The organism is Streptomyces sp. NBC_00285 (assembly GCF_036174265.1).
In the GTDB taxonomy this organism is placed as follows: Bacteria; Actinomycetota; Actinomycetes; order Streptomycetales; family Streptomycetaceae; genus Streptomyces.
On sequence record NZ_CP108055.1, the window covers coordinates 10243798 to 10263655 of the forward strand.

A 19858-nucleotide genomic window follows, 5' to 3' on the forward strand; every position below is an offset into this window, starting at 1 on the left:
CCCATCCGCACTCGATCATCTGTATCGTGCTCGCCGACCTCGGGCGGGTCCAGCTCAAGCGCGGCAACACCACCCAGGCCCTGCCCACCGGTAACGAGTTTCTCAACTGCGCGGACAGCGTTCAGTCATTTTTGCTCGCTTTTGTTCGGGCGTCGGCGAGGGATTGGATCGCTGAACATCACGGCGACTCGCAGCTTCTCAAGGGCCGGGCAGCTTGCGGGCGGCTGCGGTTATCCGGGTTGGTTCCGGAGCGTCGGCGGCGATCAGCCGGCTGTTCTCAACCATCAGCCGCTGGTTGACGTTGCGGAGTGCCTGCATGGCGGTCTCTGCTTGGCGGGCGACAGTCGGACGGTCTCTCCTAGAGTGGCCCGCATGACCATCGAGGTGCCCTACCAGCCGCTTCCGGTTGACCAGTCAGACGTTCGCTATGCCCACGGCCCCGACTCGGTTGTCCTGCCGGGCGTGCCAGCCGGCGAGACCATTGAGTTCGACTGGAACGAAAGCGCGGTCTACCCGGGCACGTCACGGAAGTTCTGGGTTCATGTCCCCGCACAGTACGACCGCTCAGAGCCGGCGTCGCTGATGGTGTTCCAGGACGGACAGTGGTACCTGGACCCTGAAGGGGAGGTCCGCGGCGCGATAGTCCTGGACAACCTCATCCATCGCGGTGACATCCCGGTCACCATCAGCGTGTTCGTCGACCCAGGTGTTTTCCCCGACGCTGAGGATCCGAAGAACCGCAACACCGAGTACGACGCATACGACGATCGGTACGTCACCTTTCTCCTGACCGAGATCATCCCTGAGGTCACCAAGCGCTACTCGATCACCGAGGACCCCGATCGGTGGGGCATCTGCGGTGGCAGCAGCGGCGGCAATTGCGCCTTCACCGCAGCGTGGCTCCGCCCTGACAAGTTCCGCCGAGTCATCGGGTACCTGTCCAGCTTCACGCAGATGCCAGGAGGCAACCCTTACCCAGGGATCATTCCCAGCGTTTCCCGTAAGCCGCTGCGTATTTTCATGCAGGCTGGCCATCGTGACCTGCACTGGAACGAGCCCGAGTGGAATTGGCTCGCCCACAACTTGCGCGTCGCGGCTGCTCTCGCAGAAGCCGGCTACGACTTCCGCCTCGTCCTGGGCGATGGCGGCCACAGCCCCAACCACGGTGGGGTCCTGCTCCCCGATGCCCTCCGCTGGTTGTGGCGGTCGGACGAGGGCTGAGTACCGCCTGCAACGCTCCGGCCGCAGGGCAGCCACTTGATCGCCCGGACACGTCCTCAACGGTTCCCGCTCGATTCCACATAAAGCAGAACGTGCAGTACGACTTCGGCCAGTGCACGCCGAACCGCTCCAGCAGGTAGGACTCGCACCGCTGCCGGTTCCAGCCCCAGTCGATGAGCGGGAACTCCCCGGTACGCCCGGGCATCTTCGAGGTGACCTGGTCGCCGAGGCGGCGGCCTTCCTCGTCGGCGTTGAAGCCCATGATTTGCCTGAACGGCCGACCGCCGAAGACCTGCTTGAGCCACCAGTCGCCTACGTCTCCCTTCGCCCAGAGGCTGCATTTGCGGGTGCCGGCCACCTGGGGCACCGTGCCACGGACTCCTGGTCGGCCCACAGCGTCCACGGCCCGCGCGCGATGAGCTGCTCGGGGTGACGGGAGTCGTCGAGGATCGTGAACCCGTCGGACTGGAGGTGCCCGTTGCGCGCCAGCTGGACGAAGCGCACGCCGTTCTCGCGCAGCAGCGGGATCATGAACTCGAACCCCGGGGAATTGCATCTGACGCGCGATCCCGTACGGCGCGACCTGCTGATCTGCATCCTTCCCCACCTTGTCGTCTTCGTCGACTCGGATAGCTGACCAGCAGCTTTGCGGCATTGCTTGCATGTGATGCATGATTCGTGCACCCAGAGGAAGGGGTGCAGCGTGGCTCGTTCGGGGTCGGATGACCCGCTCGGCCGGATGATCCTGGTCGACGGCGTCGCCCTCCTTCACCCTGAGGACGCGGTGTTCGACGCGATGCTGGAAGGGTGGCGGCGCCAGCAGCGGGGCGGCAGGCGGCTGCAGCCGAAGACGATCGGTGACCGGCTGTCAGTGGTACGCCGGTTCATGGAGTACGCCAACGAGTACCCGTGGACGTGGTCGGCGGGTGACCTCGACGACTGGATGACTGAACTGATTGCTGCGGGCGACCGGGCCGAGTCGACTATCCGCAACTACCAGGGCTCCATCCGGCAGTTCTGCGACTACATTACCTCGCCGTACTACCAGTGGCCGGAGATCTGTGAGGAACGCTTCGGCACCCATCCGGTCCAGATCTGCCACGAGTGGAACACCGTCGCCCACCTCACCGAGTACGAGGGCAGCGCCGACCGGCGGCCGATGACCCGTGAGGAATGCCAGGCACTGTTCGACTACGCAGACGACCAGGTGGAACGGGCGATCCGACTGGGCCGCAAGGGGGCGATGGCGGCCTACCGCGACGCCACGGTGTTCAAGACCATCTACGGCTGGGGCCTGCGCGCGACTGAAGTATCCCGTCTGGACACGACCGACTTCTACAAGAATCCGAAGGCTCCTGAGCTGGGCAAGTTCGGCGCCCTGCACGTCCGTTACGGCAAGCGGACCAAGGGATCCCCGCCCCGTCGCCGCACAGTGCTCAGCCTGATGCCCTGGGCAGTCGAGTCTGTGGAGGACTACCTCCTCAACCTCCGCCCCCGCTACCGCGCGAGCGACCGGCCAGCCCTCTGGCTGACCGAGCGGGGCGGCCGGCTCCAGCCCCGGGAGATCGAGGACCGGTTCGCCGAATACCGCGGCGCCCTGGGCATGGATGAGGATCTGACTCCGCACTGCCTCAGGCATGCGTATGTGACCCACAACATCGAGGACGGAGCCGACCCGAAGTTCATCCAGGAACAGGTCGGACATCTCTATGCCTCCACGACCGCCATCTACACCGGGGTCAGCGGGGACTTCATGAACACGATGATGCGGAAGGTCCTGGACCGTGCACTCACCGCTGACCAGTAGGGATACGACATGACGGCAAAACTGGACTACCGCTGGCACCTGCGCGAGGTCATGGCAACCCGCGGCATGTTCTCCACCACCGACCTACGGCCACTGCTGGCCGAGCGGGGCATCGACTTGTCCCCCAGCCAGACTTACCGGCTCGTGGTGGAGAGGCCCGAGCGGCTGAGCCTGAAGACACTCATGGCCCTGCTCGACATCCTCGGCTGCTCGATGGAAGAGCTGATCCAGCCGGTCGCCGTCGCCGCCCAGCGCCGCAAGGCGGCCGGCGACGCCGCCGAGACCCACGGCGGACTCGGCGGCCTCCGGCCGACGCGGGCCCGCATCGTGAAGGAGTAGGCCCCGCGTGCCCCAGGAGCATGACCAGCCTCCCCGGTTCCTCACCGAGCCGACCGCGTTGATCGCCGAGGTCGTCCTGGCTATCGAACCCGAGCTCTCCCCGGCCGTGGTCGCCGAGGCCATCGCCTCGACGGCCAAGATGAAGTCCCGTCACCGCAAGCTCGCCGAGGCCCTCAGCCGGGACCCCGAACTGCTCACGTCCGGTCGCCCCGAGGGACCCGTGGCTATCCAGAAACTCGTGCGGGCCCTGCAGGCTGTCGGCGCCACTCGGGTCGTGCTGCCCAGATGCGCCCACTGCGGCAAACAGCACCGCCTGCCCAACCTCGACGGCGACCAGCGGATCTGTGCCTACTGCCAGATGAAGCAGGCCGCGGCTGCGAACCCGTGCGTCATCTGCGGCCGGACCGCGTATGCCGCCAGCCACGACCGCCTCGGCCAGCCCCGCTGTGCCCTTCATCCCGACACCGGTAACCAGGACCCCGTCGACGTCGTCTGCGACCACACTGCCGCAGTCGACCCCGGCCTCGCCCGGGATGAGGTGGCCGCCGCGGTCCGGGCAATCTGCCAGATGCCCGCCCAGCAGCGTCAGCTGGCCTTGGCCCTGGAGGTCAACCTCCGCCTGTTGACCGGAGAGGGCGCCCACGGGCCGCACAAGCTCATCCTCCTGATCGAAGACCTCCTGGCCCGCGGCGCCCGGAACATTGTGCTGCCGGCCTGCCCGTTCTGCGGCACCGACCGAAAGCTCCGCCACGGCCTGGACGGCCAACGCGCCTGCCGCGCCTGCTACGAGAAGTTCCGCCTCCTGCCCTGCTCGCGCTGCGGGCGAACCAAGCCGGTCGCCACCAGAACTGTCGACGACCAGCCGCTGTGTCACCCCTGCACCCGAGCCGACCCGGTCAACCACGCACCAGCTGCGGACGTACCGCGAACATCGTTCGCGGCAACGGTCACCAGCGACTCTGCGGACGATGCTTCCGGCCACCGACAGCCGTCTGCGCGGACTGCGGCCGGACCCGGCCCTGCTACTTCGCCCAGAGCGAGGCGCCCCGCTGCGAGGCGTGTTCCAACCAGCTGCGGCCGCCCGAGACGTGCTCCCGCTGCGGCAACGAACGGTCGGTGAAGGCCCGGCTGCCCGACGGCGGGCCTCTCTGTCACAGCTGCATTCGGGTTCCGGTGCCGTGCCACATTTGTGGCACGGCCAAGCCGCTCACTGGACGCGGCCCGAACGGGGAAGCACTCTGCCGGTCCTGCTACGACAAGCACCCCATCGCCAGACGCAACTGTGTCCAGTGTGGTGCCCTCGAACGGCTCTATCACCACGGGCTTTGCAACTCGTGTGCATTCAACCGGCAGTTGACCGGCTTGCTCGGCGGGCCGGACGGCACCGTCCGAGCGGACCTGGAACCGGTGTTCCAATGCTTACACCGGGGCGATCCGCTCTCTCTTCTGTACTGGCTTCGTGAACCCGTTCCGCGGCGTCTGTTGGCCGCTCTCGCTGCCGCGAAGGGGCCCGTGACGCACGACCTCCTCGACCGCCTTGGACACCCGGTCAAAGCAGTCCGGCACTTGAGAGCAGCCCTGGCTGCCGACGGTGTTCTTCCGGCTCGCGACGAGCGCCTCGCCGAACTTGAGCGATGGCTGCCCCGGGCCGTCGCCCGAATCGAGGACGTAAGCGAGCGTCAGGTCGTCCGCGGCTTCGCCACCTGGCACCACTTGCGGCGGCTCCGGCGAGACGCCGAGAAACGGCCCGTCACGCTGCACCAAGCGGTTGTCGTCCGCCGTGAGGTCAAGGCCGCAATCCAACTGATCGAATGGCTCCGGGCCCGCGGCACGAGCCTGGCCACATGCACCCAACACGACATCGACGACTGGCTGGCCACTGACCTCTGGGTTCGCTATCTCGCCCGGACCTTCCTGGTCTGGTCAGTACGCAATCGCCACGCTCACCACGTCGTGATCCCGATCCCGCCTCAGGACTCGGCGATGGTCCTCATTGAGCAAGATCAACGATGGGCCCACGTCCGCCGGCTCGTGAAGGGAGACGGGGTCGACACCGCCACCCGCGTCACGGGCCTTCTTCTCTTGCTGTTCGCCCAGCCTCTGAGTCGAACCTCCCGGATCCGCCTGGACCAGGTCACCTGTACAAAGGACGCGGTTGCGCTCGCACTCGGGTCCCACCCGACCGACCTGCAGCCACCGCTGGACTCCCTCGTGTTGGAGCTCGTCCAGCAGCGGCACGGGTACTCCACTCTCGGACGCAGTGACGATCACCCCTGGCTGTTCCCGGGCACGGCTGGCGGACAGCCGATCAGTAGCCGACAGCTCATGCGCAAGCTCACCGCCCTGGGTATCAAGGCACGGCCCGCCCGCAACACCACACTCATGGAGCTCTCCTCGGAACTCCCGGCCGTCGTCCTCAGCCGCCTGCTGGGGCTTCACATCAGCCGTGCCGAGCAGTGGACCAAGGAGGCTGGTTCCACAAGGGCTGACTACGCCGCCGAACTCTCCCGCCGACAGGCGTTCCGCCCTTCGACGTAGCCGAGCATCAATCACTGACAGGGGTTCCTGGACAGAGCCCCAGCGTTCTCGCGATTCATCCTGCTTGGCTCCGGCGGCACGATCTCGACCTCGCCGGTCGGGACCAGCGGCAGAGCCAACGGGCCGTCAACCGTCGAGGAACGAAAGCAGCATTTCACGAGAACGCCGGGCCCTGCACCCCGGATATTTCTTGGCCAAACACGACCCTTGGTATTCGAACGACGCTCACAATGGCGGTGCAGCATCCCACAGTCACCACCTATTTCAAAACATCAACAATCAATCATGTATCCGTTATGTACACGTCGGCACGGAAGGAGGAGCCTGGGCGAGACAGGGCAAGCTCTACTTCAACAGGAAGGATCAATATGAGCGCCACCAATGAGGTATTTCGATTGGTCAGTCTCCGCGGTGCGGACAATCGGCGCACCCTGGAGCCGACCCCTCGCAACCCTGGGGGATCGCACTTTCGATCCTTAGACGCGGTCGGCAGGCTGTGGCGCAGCTCGGGTCAGGATCTCGCCGACGCAGCGCAGAGGCTGCCGTACTGGGACGAGGGTGAACTGGGAGAGCAAGTGCCATGGGTGGACCTGGCGTCTCAGTTCACCAAGAAGCCGCGGGCGAAGTTCCAGGACAAGACGGTCGAAGTCCTTGGCGAATCAGCGTCCGTGGAAGAATACGCACATACTGGGCACTTCGGCACCGCCCATGATCGGTTGATTGCATCCTGGCTGGCATTGCAGCTCCGGCAGCGCGCCGGCGATCCGGAGCCAGTCCGACTCATGACGGCACACGAGGCCGCGCTGCGATTCGCCGAGGTAATTCGGCGGATCGGTGCTGGCGCATACGCCGTGGCTGACGGTCCGGCATTGCTCACCATCCCGCTGGTCGTCCCCTCTGCGTGGCGAACGCCAGCTAGCGTCCTGGGAACTGGCCACGGCGGCGGGCCCAAGGCGCAACAGCCAGCCCAGCAGGTCGACGTCAGGAAGGACAGGAATGCGGCCGTGGCCGAGGCCCGCGCACTGCAGACCATCATGGTGAAGGCAACACTTCTCTTCGACGACTCTGGCGACTTGTCCGTCGACGATGGGTTCTTTACTGCGCTCGGCACGCGCCTCCGCGCACCCGCTCGGACGGTTCTCGCCGCATTCCTTCAGGATCGAGGCACGTTCTCGAACTTCGGCGACTTCATCGACGATCTACAGGTCGACCTGCAAGCCAAGCTCGCTACTGCCAACGACCTGTGTAGAAAGATCCGGGTGTATGAGCAATCGCTCACCGAGCAGCTCCCTGAACCGAGGAGACCCACCACGAAGGCCCGCCCGGCGATCACAGCCCTTGGGTGGGGTGATTTGCTCGTCGTTCGCGAGGACCTGGTCGGCTATGAGGCCCGCGAGATCTCGCACATTGAGAACGTCCTCGCTGGCGAGAGTACAACCCGCGAGCACGAGCGCTCTCACCGACTTGAAGCGACAGTGGAAAACGAGACCACGACAGAGACGACCACCGAACACGAGCTGGAAACGACGGACCGGTTCGAGCTGCAGGCGGAATCAAGTAACTCTATCTCCACAGACTTTGCCGTCCGAGCCGGAGTCAATACCTCCGGCAAGTACGGACTCACCAACGTCGATACATCGGCTGGGGTCGAGTTGAGTCGATCGGAGGAGGAGGCCAGCCGGTCGGCGACCCGCACCGCACAGGACGTCGTCAGCAAAGCGGTGACCCGCACTCAGGAACGCGCTCGGGAGTTGCGCCGCACGGTGACCACCGACACGATCCGCGAACTCACCAGCCACACGATCAACAACACGGCCGATGGAGGAGGAGGTCAGCCTCAAGCACGGTCCGGCGTTTACCGGTGGGTAGAGAAGGTGCAGCGGCTACAGCTCTACCAATACGGCAAGCGCTTCATGATTGAGTTCTCGATCCCAGAACCGGCCTTGTCGCTCATCGAGGCCGCGCAGCCGGTACGGCCGGACGTACCTAAGCCGCTGCCTCTCGCCTTCGGTCCGCACGACATTACCGAAGCGAACTATCTGTGCCTCACCGAGTCATACGGGGCGCGTGACGTCGCCGCTCCGCCACCGCTGCTGATGCAGATCGGGGACGCCTTCGCTATCGAGATCAAGGACTCAGACAACGAAGGTGAGGTCACGGTCGGTAAGGCACTTCAGGTGCCGGTGGGTTACGAGCCGATCAGCGGCCGATACGCGACGACCGGCCGAGGTCGCGGCGCCGGGAATGTAGTCAACAAATTCCATGCCCATCTCGCCGTGGGCGGGGAGGTCGTCCTCGACTCTGGTGTTGAGTTGGAGGGAGGTTCTGACGCCGACGGTTTGCAGAGCTATCAGTCATCCTTCGTGCTTGCCATGCCCAGCGTCGCCGATGACCATGGCATCCCGGTAACCGTCCGCTTCGCCAACGCCTACGACAACGCGGCCACCATGAACGTCTACCTCAAGTGCCGCCGCAGCGTAGCGTTGTTTGCACGCTGGCAGCTCGACACCTACCAGCGGCTTCTGCAGGCTCACGAGGTGTTGGAGACACGGTACCGGGAGTCGTTGAGTCAGGCCCGGTTCGGTACGCCGAGTGTCCCTCTCTTCGGCGGCCGACCCTCGGTACAGAACCGTGCCATTGAACGCGACGAACTCAAGAAATGGGCGATAGGGCTGATGCGCGGCGGACCGTACACCTACGACGCCGTCGTGCAATATGACGGAGTTCCGCAACTCGACCCAGTTGCCGCGGACGAGCAGGCGCCGGTTGTGAGGTTCTTCGCGCAGTCATTCGAGTGGGATCAGATGAGCTATGTGCTCGAACCCTACTTTTGGGGCCGCACTGCGGCCTGGCCACTGCGCCAGCATCTCTCTGTCCCGAACGACCCCAAGCACGAAGCATTCCTGCGAGCAGGCTCGGCCCGCGTCATCGTCCCAATCACCGCCGGTCACGAAGCCCGTGTTCTGGCCTACCTCGACAGTGAGCCGTCGCTGCCTGAATGGCAGCAGGACCGGCTGGATGAGTGGGATCCCAATGAACCGCTGCAGCGCATCCCGCCCACCGCCCGGGATTTGGTCACAACTAACCCCGCGGAAGTGCTTGGCCTCCAGTACTCAGACATGTGGCTGGAGTTACTGGAGGACGCCCATCCCGACGTGCTGCGCGGCTCTGGCCACCTCAACCTAACCAACGGCAACACGCAGGCCCTCCTCGTCGACACCGACGAGCGGATCACCAACCGCGACGTGGGGCGAGAAATCTTCATCGACGGAGAACGCTACGAAATCGTCAGCTTCGCCGCCGGAGGCCAACATTTCGACCTCGACCGGAACTACGAGGGACCAACCAGCCCGACGACGACCTACGCCATCGGCAGCGTAAAACGCGGCGCGCCGTGGGACGTAAGAGTACCGACCAACCTGGTGGTGCTGTCAGCCAACCGCGCAGACCTCACCATGTGACCCGAGGCGCTCACCATGACAGTCGACGCCACTGCTATCCGCGATCTAAAGGATCGGCTCAGCTTCGAACGGCACGCGCAGATCCGGTCGCTTCGAGAGGTTGCCGCATCGGTGATCGCGGCAGCTGGTCAGGTCCGCGACGTCCGGCTCGACCAGCTCGAAAACCCTGACATTGCCGAATCGGACACTTTGCGGGACATTCTGTTCGACGTACTCATCGAACTTACTCTCGGCCCGCTCGCGTCGGCTGCCACCTCGATGATCACCAAGCGGGTCACATCACGATTCCTCAAGCCCCTCCTCGGCAAACAGTCCGATAACAGCAGCCGCATCGTCACGATCCCCACCATCGTCGTGCCATACCCGCTTGGCTACGCGGTGGCCGCTGTGGAAAGCCGCGTGCCCGATTACGAGACGAATCCAGGACTCTGGAGAGAAGTCTGGACCAGCCTCACATTGGGATTCGCGAGCAGCGCTGTAAGCGTCGGCAAGGGCCTTGCCGAAAGAGCCGTCACTCCATCGCCGGCAAACACCTTCGTGCCATCAGCGGCAGACAGCCCCGCCAGTACCGTCGAAGAGGCCGTGCTGCGCCGTTGTGCCGTCCTGGAGCATGTGGTCGGGCGGACATTCGACAGCTACGAGCGCGATCTCGACGATCAGGGCCTCACCGCCGAGAAAGCTTCCGAGCTGAAGAAGTTCCTGGCCGAGCTAGCCGCGACACCACGCATCTCTGGCAACGAGGCACGTGTCTTGCGGCTCTTTTTCGAAAAGTGCATCTGGTGTATCGCGTTGCCAAGCATCGCCAAAGCCAACCGGGAAACTCTCTACCAGAGAGCTGGAGAGGATGAAGTGGAGATCACCTCAATCCCAGTTAGGGAGTTGACCATAAGCGAAGACCTGGCGAGCTATCTGGTACGTAGACTCCCCCATCCTCGCGGGGATGGCCTGCAAACTTTCGCCGCTCATGTCCCTGCTGGCTTCGAGCGGATCGAATCGCTCGGAAGAGGTTTTAAGTCTGACCTGCCATGGCGTGCCAAAGGTGGTGGCGAACTCAAATTGCCCTACTTTGTGCCGAGCGGTGCATACACTGAGCTGACGGATCACTTCAGCCGGATGCATGGAGAAATGGAGACGCTTGGCAAGAAGCTGGCCGCGGTCACCCCGAAGGCCATCAGTACGGCGAGCGATCCGATGCGCCAGGCAGCACGCATATACGGCCCCCCCGCTCCTTGAAGTTGTCGCGGCCACAGAGCAGGCACTCAGGACACGTGCGTTCTCACGCGGCGAGATGAGCAACGCACCCGGACGTGCCGTGATGGCCCGGATGGTGTTTCGCCACATCCAGAGGTCGGCCATTGCGCAGGTTCTGATAGCCGAACTTACCGATATCGGCCAGGAGCCGGGTTTCGGGCCACTCGCTGCCGGTGGCCATGTAGAGGACGGCGGTGCGGTCGAGGTCGATGCCGTGCGCATCCGGGGCGGTGAGCATCTTGGCGATGTAGGCCGAGGAGTCAGCGCCGGCACCCCAGTTGATGATGGTGTCCAGGTCGTCGTCGGCGGCGCTGAGGCCGGGCAGTGACGGCGTGTACGTCGTACGGGGCATGGCGGATCACTCCTCGAGGGGCCGGTCCGTCAGCCGCTGGGCGGAGACGATGAGTAGGCGGTCGTCGGCGGGCCAGGGATCGCAGGACTCCCAGGAATCGCCCTGGGACAGCAGCACCACCTCGCCGGGCGCCGTGACGAGGCAGCACACGCCGCAGCCGCACGACGGGTCGAAGGGCTCGGGGTGGGCGATGTAGGGGGTGACGAAGTAGTCGGCTCCCTCCTCGCCGACCGCGGCCAGGAGCAGGTCGCCGTCCGCGACGTCGCCGGCGCGTGCGGCAGAGCGAGCGCGAGACGGGGGTCCGGGCTGTTGACGGCGAGCTGCCCGTCGATGAGGCAGGTGAACACGGAGGAAGTCCTCGTGGTTGGGAGGGTCCAGGAGGGCGAGCTGGTCAAGCGCTGTGACCAGCTCCGGGTCGGCGATCTCCTGGCCAGCGCTGTCTCCGGCGGGCGCACCACGCGCACCATGGTGCGGGTGTTCCTGAGGTCGGGGATGTCCTCGTTGGTCGTGAGCGCCGCCATAAACGGGTTCCACTCGATGGACATGCCGTCCGTGCTCATGCGCTCGATCGTTGTGAAGTAGGCCGCCACGGGCGCGCGACCGCCGCGAGGCTGGGTGGCCGCAAACGCTGCGACCCGGCTGACCACGATCTGGCGCCAGGCTTCCTCGGTGGCCTCCACGACTTCGACGGCCAGCGCGTCCAGAGCTGCTGGTGTGAGGCTGCGCAGCGCGTCGCGCACCGTCGCCGCGGTCGGCGCCGCCAGGGATGCGGCCAGTTCCTCGGTGTTCATCGCGGGAGTCCTCCTCGGGCAGGCGTTTTAATGCAAATAATAGTGTCTCTTGATGGAAAGTGAACCCCCTCCGACCTGATGCTTTACGGCCAGTCGTGCTCTCGGCGGGGCGGTAGCGCGAAGGTGCGCCGGGGATCGATGCGCACACAGCGCTCGCAGTAGGCCGTGACGCGGTTGGCGGTGCACTCGCCCCACTGGCACTCGAAGCGCTCACGCGGCCCGCAGATGAGGCACCGCCACAGCGTGATCCCGTGCATCTCGCACGGCTTGTAGCGCGTGCGGGCGGGCAGCAACTCCAGTGCGGGGCGGGGGCGTTCGAGGCGCGCGACGTCGCCGGCCGGGAATGACTCGGCGCCGTCGTGTATCCAGCGGGGCGACAGATGGGCGTACCGCTCGGGCGTGGTGTAGTACGGCAGACCGGCCGGGCTGAACACCATGGCCAGATGGCCGCCGGAGACCAGGGTTTCCAGCCGGTCATGGCTGAACTCCCCGCACAGGGACAGCATTTCGTCCTGGCGCAGGCTGAAGCCGTACCCGTACCGGCGCAGGATCCGGCGCTCGGTGGCGGCCGGGCCCCACTGGGCGGCGTCGAGCTCTTCGACGGCCTCGATCGCGGCCGTCGGGTTGGCGGTCAGCTTGCGTGCCGAGTCCTCGGCGGCCGCACGGGTGGCGTGGCTGCTGAGCGCGTACCCGTGGAGCTGGTCCACGACCTGGTGGCGTCCCTCGTGCTCGGCGGCGGCATACCGGACGGGCCGCTGCTGGGTGCGGCGTCGGGGCATGGCGGAGCTCCCTCTGCGCAAGGGGCGGGAGGTGGCGGGGCGGCCGGCCGGGCGGGGGTCACCGCCTGGGTAGCGGCCTGTAGGCGGAGAAGACGTAGTGGCCCAGCTCGCGCAGCATGCCGGCGGTGCCGTCCACGGCCGCGGGGTCGTGATCGGCCTGACGGGTGTACGCCTCGATTTCGTTGTTCCAGGCGAAGCCCTGGGCGGCAAGGGACTGTTCGGTGGCGGGCGTGAGGTCGTCTGAGGACTGCGGAGCGGCAACGAGTCCGTGAGCGGGGTCGGGTACGACGAGGAACACCGGACTCCTTCCGTGTGGGCTGCCCTGGTCGGGGCGGCCCACGGACGGGGCGGATGGCTGGTCAGCGGGTGACGGTGACGGTGTAGTCGGCGTCCAGGACGGCGAGCGCGGCACGGATGGACGCGCGGGTCTCCGTGCTCGGGGCCGAGTAGGGGAAGTCCAGGGCGAGCACCGCGTCGTCCAGGTCGTCGTCGGACAGCGGCAGCGTGTGCCCGCTGCGGTAGAGAGCGACTGCGGTCGCCGTGGCGACACGGACGCGGTTGTAGGCGATGGCCTCCCCGGCCGTGACGTCGGTGCCGAATGCTTCGCGCGCGGTGGGCGGCAGTTCCGCGATCCCGGCGGCGAACCGGCGGGCGGGAATGCGCAGATGTGCCGGTCGCAGGGCGCGGCGCAGCGTTCCAAGCATGGCAACTCCTGGGACTGAAGGGGGAAGGGGGCTGTCAGCCGGTGAATGAGGGGGGAGGTGACGGCGCCCCCTCGGCCCACTACTAGTAATAGTGTGAGCTAGGAGGGTGTGAACCCGCCCCTGACCTGCTCTTTTTCACTCCCGTGACGCCAGGGTGAACGCGGCCAGCATGGCAATCACGGAGCTGGGGCGCCCGGACGCTTCGGCCTGCACCCTCTCACCGGAGGGGCCGACCAGCACGGTGGCGCTGTCGACCTGGACGGGGCCGTGCTCGCCGGGCGGCCTGGTGTCGTGCTGCCAGATGATCCGGGTGTGCCGGTACTGCTCGTCGATCCGGGCCCCGGGGAGTGCGCCGGCCACGGCTTCGGTGACGGCGCGGCGGCTGCTCTCCTCTGCCTCCTGCCGTGCGGCGATTTCGGCGGCCTGCTGTGCGGCCTCGGCGTGCAGGGGGTACAGCCGCCGGGTGATCTCACGGGCCACGTGGCGGGCGCTGCGGGCTGTGACCCCGATCGACGGTGCGATCATCTTGGTCTCGTCTGGCAGTGCGGCGTGGATCTTCAAGCGGTCAGGGTGGCGGTCGTCGGGCTGGCACAGGCGCAGGGCGCGGCCGTCTCCGTCGACGATGAACCGTCCCAAACCGCCGTCGTAGTTGGTGAGTTCGGCCGTACGGCAGTGCGTACCCAGCTCCCGCGCCACTTCGTCGGCGAACGCGTTGAACTGCTCCTGTGTAATCAACTCGCATGTCATGGCGCTCTGTTCACTCCTTCGGATGGCTGGGGGGTGTGCTCGGGGCGGGGTTCCGCGTGCCCTGGTCGTGGATCTCGGCATCGCGGCGGGCGTCCTCGGCGGTGTATCCGGTGTCGCACCATGCGTGGCACAGCTGGCCTGGGGGTGCGCCGCACGTCTCGCACCGGTCGTCGAAGTCCTCCGGGCGCCATGGGCGCAGCTGGCCGCTCACGTGGGGCTCTCCCGGATGTGGTCGGCCAGAGCACGGGCGGACATGACGGGGCTCTGGTGGGGCGGGGCGGCTCGGACGGCCCGCCACAGATTCGACGGCTGCCACGGGTCGAAGTCGATTCCGGCGACGGGCCGGATGGACCACTGGCGGCCGGGGGGGCCGGTGACGGTGTACGTCAGACGCCGTGGGGTGGCCCGGCGTCCGTTGTCCTCCCAGGAAAGGCCGGCGGCCGTGAGCGCGCTGCCCAGCTCGTTGCGGCGCGACCGGGTGATGTGCTCGAACTCGGCCGGGATCAGGTGGAAGTCGGCCATGTCGTGGCCCCGCCACTCCTCCTCGTGGCCGTCCTCGCGGGTGACGACATACACGCAGGCCTGCTGCTGGAGGGGGCGGCCTCCCCACGTCCATACGCGCTGGGAGCTGGTGACCTCCCACACGCCCTCAGGGCTGCGCAGCTGCTCACCCACCCGGAGCGGACGGGGCGGCTGGGTGTGGAAGCTGCGGGGGCCGGGCGTCAGACCGTTGTCCTTGAGATCGGCGCACTGCGAGCACATCCATGCGGTCTCGCCGTGAAGCCGGTGGATGGCCCAGCAGTCGGTGTAGCAGGTCGAGCACACGAACCGGCAGTCCGCAGAGGCGAGGACCGTTGCCATGTACGTCAAGCGGGGCAAGCGGCTGATGACCATGCCGAAGTGGCGTCCGGCGGACACGGTTTCTCCTTCCAGGGGGGGTGAGCGACGCGAGCGGCCTGCCGGACGAGTCAGGGTGCGGCGGTCCACAGAGGGAGGCCGGTGGTGGTGCGGGCGCTGATGCCGGGGCGCTCGGGCACCTCGCGGTAGTCGGACACCTTCACGTAGCCGCCCCGTTCGGTGTCGAGGCGGACCGGGGCGCCCTCCCATTCCCACTGCTCGATGAGTTCCGCGGGGAGGTTCTCGACGTTGTCGGCCTCGACCTGTACGGCCCACGCGGTCAGCTCCTCGCCGTACTCCCGCCGCCACTCCCGCAGAACGGTGAAGAGGTGGGCGAAGTCGTCGACCAGGGCCAGGGCGCGCGCCTGGTCGGGGGCGGGGTCCTCGGCGTAGGTCGGCGCATCGGGGCGGGTGCGCTCACCGAGGCTCATCAGCCAACGCATGATCGGGGCTCCTGTCTTCGGTGTCGGATGGTCACGCGGCGGTACGGGCGGGTGCGTTGCCCATGTAGGCGGTGTCGATCTCGTCGGGCCACTCGCAGTCGACGCACGGGAGGCGCTCGCACCACCGCCAGTCGTGGCCGTGGGGGCAGCGGGGCGCCCGGTAGGTGACGTGCACGACGGCCGAGTACGTGAAGTGCGCGTGGTCGACCGGGTCGGCGTACTGGTGGCGGACGGAGTTGGAGTCGTCGAGGTGCTCGGTGACGGTGAAGACGGTGATCTCGTGGCGTGTGTTGTCGAGGTCGGTGGTGATGTAGCGGTCGCCGGTTTCGAGGGTGCGGGCGTACTGCCGGCCGGTACTCAGGGCCATCTCGGGAGCCTTCGTGGTCAAGCGCCCCCGGGATCACGGGCTGAGCGTGTGGGCGAGGGGTGAGGGGCGGTGGGTCAGGGGCGGCCGGACGGCTCGGGCTTGCAGTAGCGGTAGAGGAACCGCGCGGCCCACGTGCGGCTGGTGAAGCCGGGGATGCCGCCGCTGCCGGGGCGGTTGCCGGGAAACTCGGCCACCCACGCGCAGACGCCGTTCGGGTCGTGCCAGACGACCCCGTAACAGGTGCTGCGATCTTGACGGTCAAGAACCCGGCGGCCGAACGAGCCGGTGTTGGCGGCGAACGTGAGCTGCTCGGTCACGGCGGTTCCTTCAGTCCGGGGCGGGTGCGAGAGGGGGCGGGGCAGGACTTGTGACGCCCCTCTCGCACTTTTAATAATAGTGTTTCTAGGGTGGGTGTGAACCCGCCCCTGACCTGCGCTTTCCTCCGTCTGTCAGGGGGTGCCGACCAGGGCCGGGCGGCGGCCGCGCGGGCGCCTGCGCTGCTGGGCACGCAGGGAGTCGGCTTCCTCCTGGGCGCGGCGGGCGCGCTCGTGCTCCTCGGCGGCCGCGCTGACGCAGTAGGGGGCCCACCACTGCAACCCCCTGATCTTCTGGGTCAGTGAGTCGGGGCGGTCGGCCAGCATCAGCAGCAGGACCGGGTCCGGGGAGAAAGAGAGCCACCGTGCGGCGGTCCGCCATGCGGCCTCGGCGGCCTTCCGCTCCGGGAGCGCGGTACGGGCCTCGCGCTCCAGGCGGACGGCTTCGGCCTGGTGGCAGGAGGCGGACCAGGTGAGGAAGCGCAGCAGGCCGGGGGTGTCACGCTGCCGTGAGGCCTCCAGGATCGCGGGCAGGTCGGCGCGCTGCGCGACGTGCTCGGCGCAGCCGCGCAGGACGGCGGTGAGTACCGCTTCCGTCTTCTCTGATGGCGGGTGATCAGCGGCGGACGGCAGCGGATATACCGAGACCCCGGGGCGGCCGGTGCTGTCGCGGTAGAGGGTCAGGCTGCCGTGGTAGCCGGTGCGGCCGCGGGAGGTCCTCGTCGGGGGCGGTGGTCTTGAAGGCGTTGACGGGGCCGAGACAGGCGCGGACGGCGGTGAACTGGTCCCAGCGGTGAGGGTCGGTGGTGCCGGTGACGTGCACGCTGCCGCGCATCGCTCCGCCCAGCTCGAACACGACGGCGTCGGCGTGGCGGGGGCCGGCGGTGGCGCGCACGGGGCCGGCGGGCGTGTCGATGGTCAGGATCGGACTGGTCATGGGCTGCGACTCCTCGGGACTCGACCGGGTGGGCTGAGGGGGCGTGCCGCCCCGCACTCGCCGAAGGGGAGGGTGCGGGCGCGGGGCGGTAGTCGGCCAGTGGCGCGCTGGCCGGGGCGGCCGTCCACGCCCCCGTACCGGGGGAGGGGCGTGGACGGCGTCTGCGGGGGTTACTCCTTCGGCGGCTTGTGTCGGCGGAGGGTGCCCCGGTCGGTCAGGCTGGGGCGGCGGCCACAGGGACAGTCCGCGTAGCGGCGGCCGTGCATCTTGAAGAACTTCCCGCCGAGCGCATGGCCGTTGACCTGCTCGATCGTGCCGGAAACCGGCTTGGTGTTGGTGCAGTAGCCGTCCGGCGTGACGGCGGGCTTGTCGCTCATGAGCGCTCCTCGGCGGTCCCGTGGGGGCGGTGCAGGACGGGGGCGTGACAGACCACGTGCGGCGCGGCGTCGTCTGCGGGGAGGGACGTGGCGGCCTTGTGGAGTTCGGCTGTGTCCATGGGGTGCAGCCATCCGGCCCGTACCTCCCACCCGCACGTGCGTATGCCTGCGTCGGCGGTCGTGGCGACCAGGACGGCGTCACGCACGGTGCTGTTCTCCAGCGCGAACGTCAGCAGTACGAAGAACTGCACGTACTCCTCGGCGGAGTGATCCACGTGACACGATCCCGGCTCGACGGTCACGTACAGGTCGGCGCTCACCTCCGTGCCGTCCGTGCGCTCGGCGTTGATGTGCAGCTCGTGGCTTCCCTCTCCGAGGGCCGGGAACAACGCGGTCAGCGCGTGCAGGGCGCGGCCCATGGCGGACGCCGTGGCGGCGTTGTCGGGCCGTGGGAGCTCCGGTTCAGGCATGCGGGGCCTCCTCGTCGGAGTCGGGGAGCTGGATGAGAACGGGGGCGGGGTAGACCTCACGTTCTACGGCGGCGACGTCGGGGCACGGAATGACGGCGGCCTGGAGTTCGTCCGTGTCCATGGGGTGAAGCCACCCGTCACGCACGGACCAGCCGCACGCGCGGGGGGTGGGCTCTGCGGCCGTGGTGGCGATCAGGACGGCGCTGCGCATCGTGCTGCCCTCCAGCGCGAACACCAGCAGCATGCGCAGGGCGCAGAACTCGTCTTCGTCCAGGACGGCCAGGCGCAGCGGCTCCATGCCGATCGAGAGATCAGTTCGGCCCGTGACGAACGCGTTGTCGGTCCGCTCGGCCACGAGGTTCAGCGTGTGCTCACCGTCTCCGAGTGCCTGGAACACGGCGGAAAGGGCGGTCAGGGTGCGGCTCATGGCGGCCGCGATGGCGTCGTCTCCGGGGTGGGTGATCTCCGGGCGTGCAGACATGAGGACTCCTCACGGGGCGGGGCGGTGGGCGACGGAGGCCGGCTGCACTGCGCCCCTGGGCACAACGGGCTTCTTGTGGGCGCGCGGGCGGCTCCGTCGACGCGTCGCGCTGCCGCTACGCGGCAGAGGCGGGGCGGGCGCGCTCCGCGCTCCCTGCGGGGCTGGGTCGCGCGCTCCGCGCTCTGGGACGGTCGGACCCGTGCGGGCCGGGCTGGGCTGGGGGAGTTGCCCGGCCCGCACGGGGGTCTGTCAGCCGTGCGCGGCGGCGGCCGTGAGGGCGGGAACCGCGAGCGCTTCCAGGGCGGCGGCCTGGTCGGCGTCGGTGAGGGTCTGCGCGGTCGACGTGACAGCCTGCATCACGCCCCCGGCCGTCATCTGCCCACCCCGGATGAAGTGGGAAAGGATCCGGTCCTTGGCCTCGTTGCCGATGCTGAGCGACTTGGTGACGTGCTCGATGGTCTTTGTCGGCTCGTCCAGCGTCTTCCCGGCGGCGGCCTCCATCTCGTACACCTTGGCCTCGACGTATTCCCGTGACAGGAACGTGCGCACGGCGTCGGCGGTCTTGGACGTGATCAGCTCCAGCGTCTTGCGCTGGGTCTGGCCGGACCAGGACACAACGCCCTCGTCCTGCTTGCCCCCCAGGTGCACGGCGCGCATGACGTCCTTGGTCTGGGTCAGACCGTTGCGGCACACCTGGATGACCGCGCGCGGGGTGATGGTGTACGCCCCCGAACCAACCTCGCTGTTGGTGATGACGAACCCTGCGGAGATCATCGGGAGTTCGTCACCGCTGCGGCCGTCGAACGGGGAGCGGTAGCCGCGCAGCAGGTTGCGGGCCTGGATCGCGACCGCTTCGGACTCGACGCGCACATACATGCGCCGGTCGGTGAGGTCGCACCCCGTGATCCGGGTGGGGTGCCCAGACTTCTCCACCCCGTCCAGGGCGGCCAGCAGCATGTCAAGGTTGTCCATCAGCTTGTAGCTGTCGGACAGCAGCGCGCGGGCCACACCCTCACCGGGCATGCCGGGGCCGTTCTCGCTCCGGAACGCGCGGAGCATGAAACGGCGCTCCGGCTCCTGCCGCATCCACGCGTTGACGTTCTCGTCCAGCAGCGGGACGTTCTCCGCGCGCATGCGGCGTAGGTAGGCGAGCGGGATGCGGAGCTTGTCCGAAACCCCCTCGTCGGCAACGGCGGTCGGCCGGTAGATGCCATCGACGGCCGTCACACCTGCCGCGCTGATCTGGGACTCCACGCCCTCGACGTGGATGTTTCCCTCACGCATCCGCAGCGCGGACACGGAGGCGATGATGTCCAGCTTCCGGCGCTCCCCGGCTTCCAGGATGCTGACCAGGTCGGACAGGTCGGCGTTACGGGCCCCCGTGGGGGCGAGGTTCGTAGCGCGCTCGGCGTACTGCTGAGTCATGCGGTGATCCCCTTCGCTGTTGGTCTCTGCGGGTCGGGGGGTGGAGCCACCACCCCCCGAACAACTTCAATAATAGTGTGTTTCAGGGGTGAGTGAACCCACCCCTGACCAGCACACTTAGACCAACGGCGCTCGGAACTCGGGGAGCGGCGTCACG

At 67.5% G+C, this 19858-nt stretch carries 27 protein-coding genes; 9 read left to right on the forward strand and 18 right to left on the reverse strand.

The annotated features are described in order from the left end of the window. Nucleotides 1-26 precede the first annotated feature (26 nt). Nucleotides 27-299: a hypothetical protein gene (locus OHT57_RS46910; RefSeq protein ID WP_328743736.1), complete on the forward strand. Its 273-nt coding sequence runs from the start codon at nucleotides 27-29 to the stop codon at nucleotides 297-299. Nucleotides 300-372: 73 nt separating this feature from the next. Further along, nucleotides 373-1221, forward strand: coding sequence for an alpha/beta hydrolase (locus tag OHT57_RS46915; RefSeq protein WP_328743735.1), 849 nt, complete (start codon nucleotides 373-375; stop codon nucleotides 1219-1221). A 312-nt stretch (nucleotides 1222-1533) separates the two neighbouring features. Here the strand turns inward: OHT57_RS46915 and OHT57_RS46920 are convergent, their stop codons facing one another. Then, nucleotides 1534-1818 carry a hypothetical protein gene (locus OHT57_RS46920; RefSeq protein ID WP_328743734.1) on the reverse strand — a complete coding sequence of 95 codons (285 nt, stop codon included), beginning with the start codon at nucleotides 1816-1818 and terminating at the stop codon, nucleotides 1534-1536. Nucleotides 1819-1960: 142 nt separating this feature from the next. Here OHT57_RS46920 and OHT57_RS46925 point away from each other — a divergent pair, with 142 nt between their 5' ends. From OHT57_RS46925 to OHT57_RS46950, 6 genes are all read left to right on the forward strand, one after another. Continuing rightward, on the forward strand, nucleotides 1961-3028 hold the full coding sequence (locus tag OHT57_RS46925; RefSeq protein ID WP_328753072.1) for a tyrosine-type recombinase/integrase: 1068 nt from the start codon (nucleotides 1961-1963) through the stop codon (nucleotides 3026-3028). Nucleotides 3029-3037: 9 nt separating this feature from the next. Further along, nucleotides 3038-3367 (forward strand): helix-turn-helix domain-containing protein, encoded by a 330-nt coding sequence (locus tag OHT57_RS46930; RefSeq protein WP_328743733.1) that lies wholly within the window; start codon nucleotides 3038-3040, stop codon nucleotides 3365-3367. A 7-nt stretch (nucleotides 3368-3374) separates the two neighbouring features. After that, nucleotides 3375-4487, forward strand: coding sequence for a hypothetical protein (locus OHT57_RS46935; RefSeq protein ID WP_328743732.1), 1113 nt, complete (start codon nucleotides 3375-3377; stop codon nucleotides 4485-4487). Between the two features lie 233 nt (nucleotides 4488-4720). After that, nucleotides 4721-5905 (forward strand): hypothetical protein, encoded by a 1185-nt coding sequence (locus tag OHT57_RS46940; protein WP_328743731.1) that lies wholly within the window; start codon nucleotides 4721-4723, stop codon nucleotides 5903-5905. 368 nt (nucleotides 5906-6273) lie between these two features. After that, complete coding sequence (locus OHT57_RS46945) at nucleotides 6274-9366, forward strand: hypothetical protein (RefSeq protein ID WP_328743730.1); 3093 nt, start codon at nucleotides 6274-6276, stop codon at nucleotides 9364-9366. A gap of 15 nt (nucleotides 9367-9381) precedes the next feature. Further along, nucleotides 9382-10599, forward strand: coding sequence for a hypothetical protein (locus OHT57_RS46950; RefSeq protein ID WP_328743729.1), 1218 nt, complete (start codon nucleotides 9382-9384; stop codon nucleotides 10597-10599). 43 nt (nucleotides 10600-10642) lie between these two features. Here the strand turns inward: OHT57_RS46950 and OHT57_RS46955 are convergent, their stop codons facing one another. Continuing rightward, complete coding sequence (locus OHT57_RS46955; protein WP_328743728.1) at nucleotides 10643-10969, reverse strand: hypothetical protein; 327 nt, start codon at nucleotides 10967-10969, stop codon at nucleotides 10643-10645. 6 nt (nucleotides 10970-10975) lie between these two features. Continuing rightward, the gene (locus OHT57_RS46960) at nucleotides 10976-11503 is read right to left on the reverse strand and encodes a hypothetical protein (RefSeq protein ID WP_328743726.1); all 528 of its coding nucleotides are present in this window, start codon (nucleotides 11501-11503) and stop codon (nucleotides 10976-10978) included. An 81-nt stretch (nucleotides 11504-11584) separates the two neighbouring features. Here OHT57_RS46960 and OHT57_RS46965 point away from each other — a divergent pair, with 81 nt between their 5' ends. Next, a complete protein-coding gene (locus OHT57_RS46965) occupies nucleotides 11585-11791 on the forward strand; it encodes a hypothetical protein (protein WP_328743725.1) in 207 nt (68 codons plus the stop codon). 52 nt (nucleotides 11792-11843) lie between these two features. Here OHT57_RS46965 and OHT57_RS46970 read toward each other — a convergent pair whose 3' ends face one another. The 15 genes from OHT57_RS46970 to OHT57_RS47040 form a co-directional block, all read right to left on the reverse strand. After that, on the reverse strand, nucleotides 11844-12539 hold the full coding sequence (locus tag OHT57_RS46970) for a hypothetical protein (RefSeq protein WP_328743724.1): 696 nt from the start codon (nucleotides 12537-12539) through the stop codon (nucleotides 11844-11846). A 58-nt stretch (nucleotides 12540-12597) separates the two neighbouring features. Further along, nucleotides 12598-12837: a hypothetical protein gene (locus OHT57_RS46975; protein ID WP_328743723.1), complete on the reverse strand. Its 240-nt coding sequence runs from the start codon at nucleotides 12835-12837 to the stop codon at nucleotides 12598-12600. A gap of 61 nt (nucleotides 12838-12898) precedes the next feature. Next, entirely contained in the window at nucleotides 12899-13243 is a 345-nt protein-coding gene (locus tag OHT57_RS46980; RefSeq protein ID WP_328743722.1) for a hypothetical protein, read from the reverse strand. 135 nt (nucleotides 13244-13378) lie between these two features. Next, entirely contained in the window at nucleotides 13379-13990 is a 612-nt protein-coding gene (locus tag OHT57_RS46985; RefSeq protein WP_328743721.1) for a hypothetical protein, read from the reverse strand. 10 nt (nucleotides 13991-14000) lie between these two features. Next, nucleotides 14001-14201: a hypothetical protein gene (locus OHT57_RS46990; protein ID WP_328743720.1), complete on the reverse strand. Its 201-nt coding sequence runs from the start codon at nucleotides 14199-14201 to the stop codon at nucleotides 14001-14003. Further along, nucleotides 14198-14908 (reverse strand): hypothetical protein, encoded by a 711-nt coding sequence (locus OHT57_RS46995; protein ID WP_328743719.1) that lies wholly within the window; start codon nucleotides 14906-14908, stop codon nucleotides 14198-14200. Before OHT57_RS46995 ends, OHT57_RS46990 begins: the two co-directional genes overlap by 4 nt. Before the next feature lie 50 nt (nucleotides 14909-14958). After that, nucleotides 14959-15330, reverse strand: a complete 372-nt coding sequence (locus tag OHT57_RS47000) for a hypothetical protein (protein WP_328743717.1) — start codon at nucleotides 15328-15330, stop codon at nucleotides 14959-14961. Between the two features lie 31 nt (nucleotides 15331-15361). Beyond that, nucleotides 15362-15697, reverse strand: coding sequence for a hypothetical protein (locus OHT57_RS47005; RefSeq protein ID WP_328743715.1), 336 nt, complete (start codon nucleotides 15695-15697; stop codon nucleotides 15362-15364). A gap of 74 nt (nucleotides 15698-15771) precedes the next feature. Next, nucleotides 15772-16014, reverse strand: coding sequence for a hypothetical protein (locus OHT57_RS47010; RefSeq protein WP_328743714.1), 243 nt, complete (start codon nucleotides 16012-16014; stop codon nucleotides 15772-15774). A gap of 132 nt (nucleotides 16015-16146) precedes the next feature. Next, nucleotides 16147-16338 carry a hypothetical protein gene (locus OHT57_RS47015; protein WP_328743712.1) on the reverse strand — a complete coding sequence of 64 codons (192 nt, stop codon included), beginning with the start codon at nucleotides 16336-16338 and terminating at the stop codon, nucleotides 16147-16149. A gap of 289 nt (nucleotides 16339-16627) precedes the next feature. Next, on the reverse strand, nucleotides 16628-16948 hold the full coding sequence (locus OHT57_RS47020; RefSeq protein ID WP_328743710.1) for a hypothetical protein: 321 nt from the start codon (nucleotides 16946-16948) through the stop codon (nucleotides 16628-16630). A gap of 170 nt (nucleotides 16949-17118) precedes the next feature. Then, on the reverse strand, nucleotides 17119-17325 hold the full coding sequence (locus OHT57_RS47025; protein WP_328743709.1) for a hypothetical protein: 207 nt from the start codon (nucleotides 17323-17325) through the stop codon (nucleotides 17119-17121). Beyond that, nucleotides 17322-17795: a hypothetical protein gene (locus OHT57_RS47030; RefSeq protein WP_328743708.1), complete on the reverse strand. Its 474-nt coding sequence runs from the start codon at nucleotides 17793-17795 to the stop codon at nucleotides 17322-17324. The genes OHT57_RS47025 and OHT57_RS47030 overlap by 4 nt, the downstream gene beginning before the upstream one ends. Continuing rightward, nucleotides 17788-18276, reverse strand: coding sequence for a hypothetical protein (locus tag OHT57_RS47035; protein ID WP_328743707.1), 489 nt, complete (start codon nucleotides 18274-18276; stop codon nucleotides 17788-17790). Before OHT57_RS47035 ends, OHT57_RS47030 begins: the two co-directional genes overlap by 8 nt. A 249-nt stretch (nucleotides 18277-18525) precedes the next feature. After that, on the reverse strand, nucleotides 18526-19701 hold the full coding sequence (locus tag OHT57_RS47040) for a DUF932 domain-containing protein (protein ID WP_328743706.1): 1176 nt from the start codon (nucleotides 19699-19701) through the stop codon (nucleotides 18526-18528). Between the last annotated feature and the right edge of the window lie 157 nt (nucleotides 19702-19858).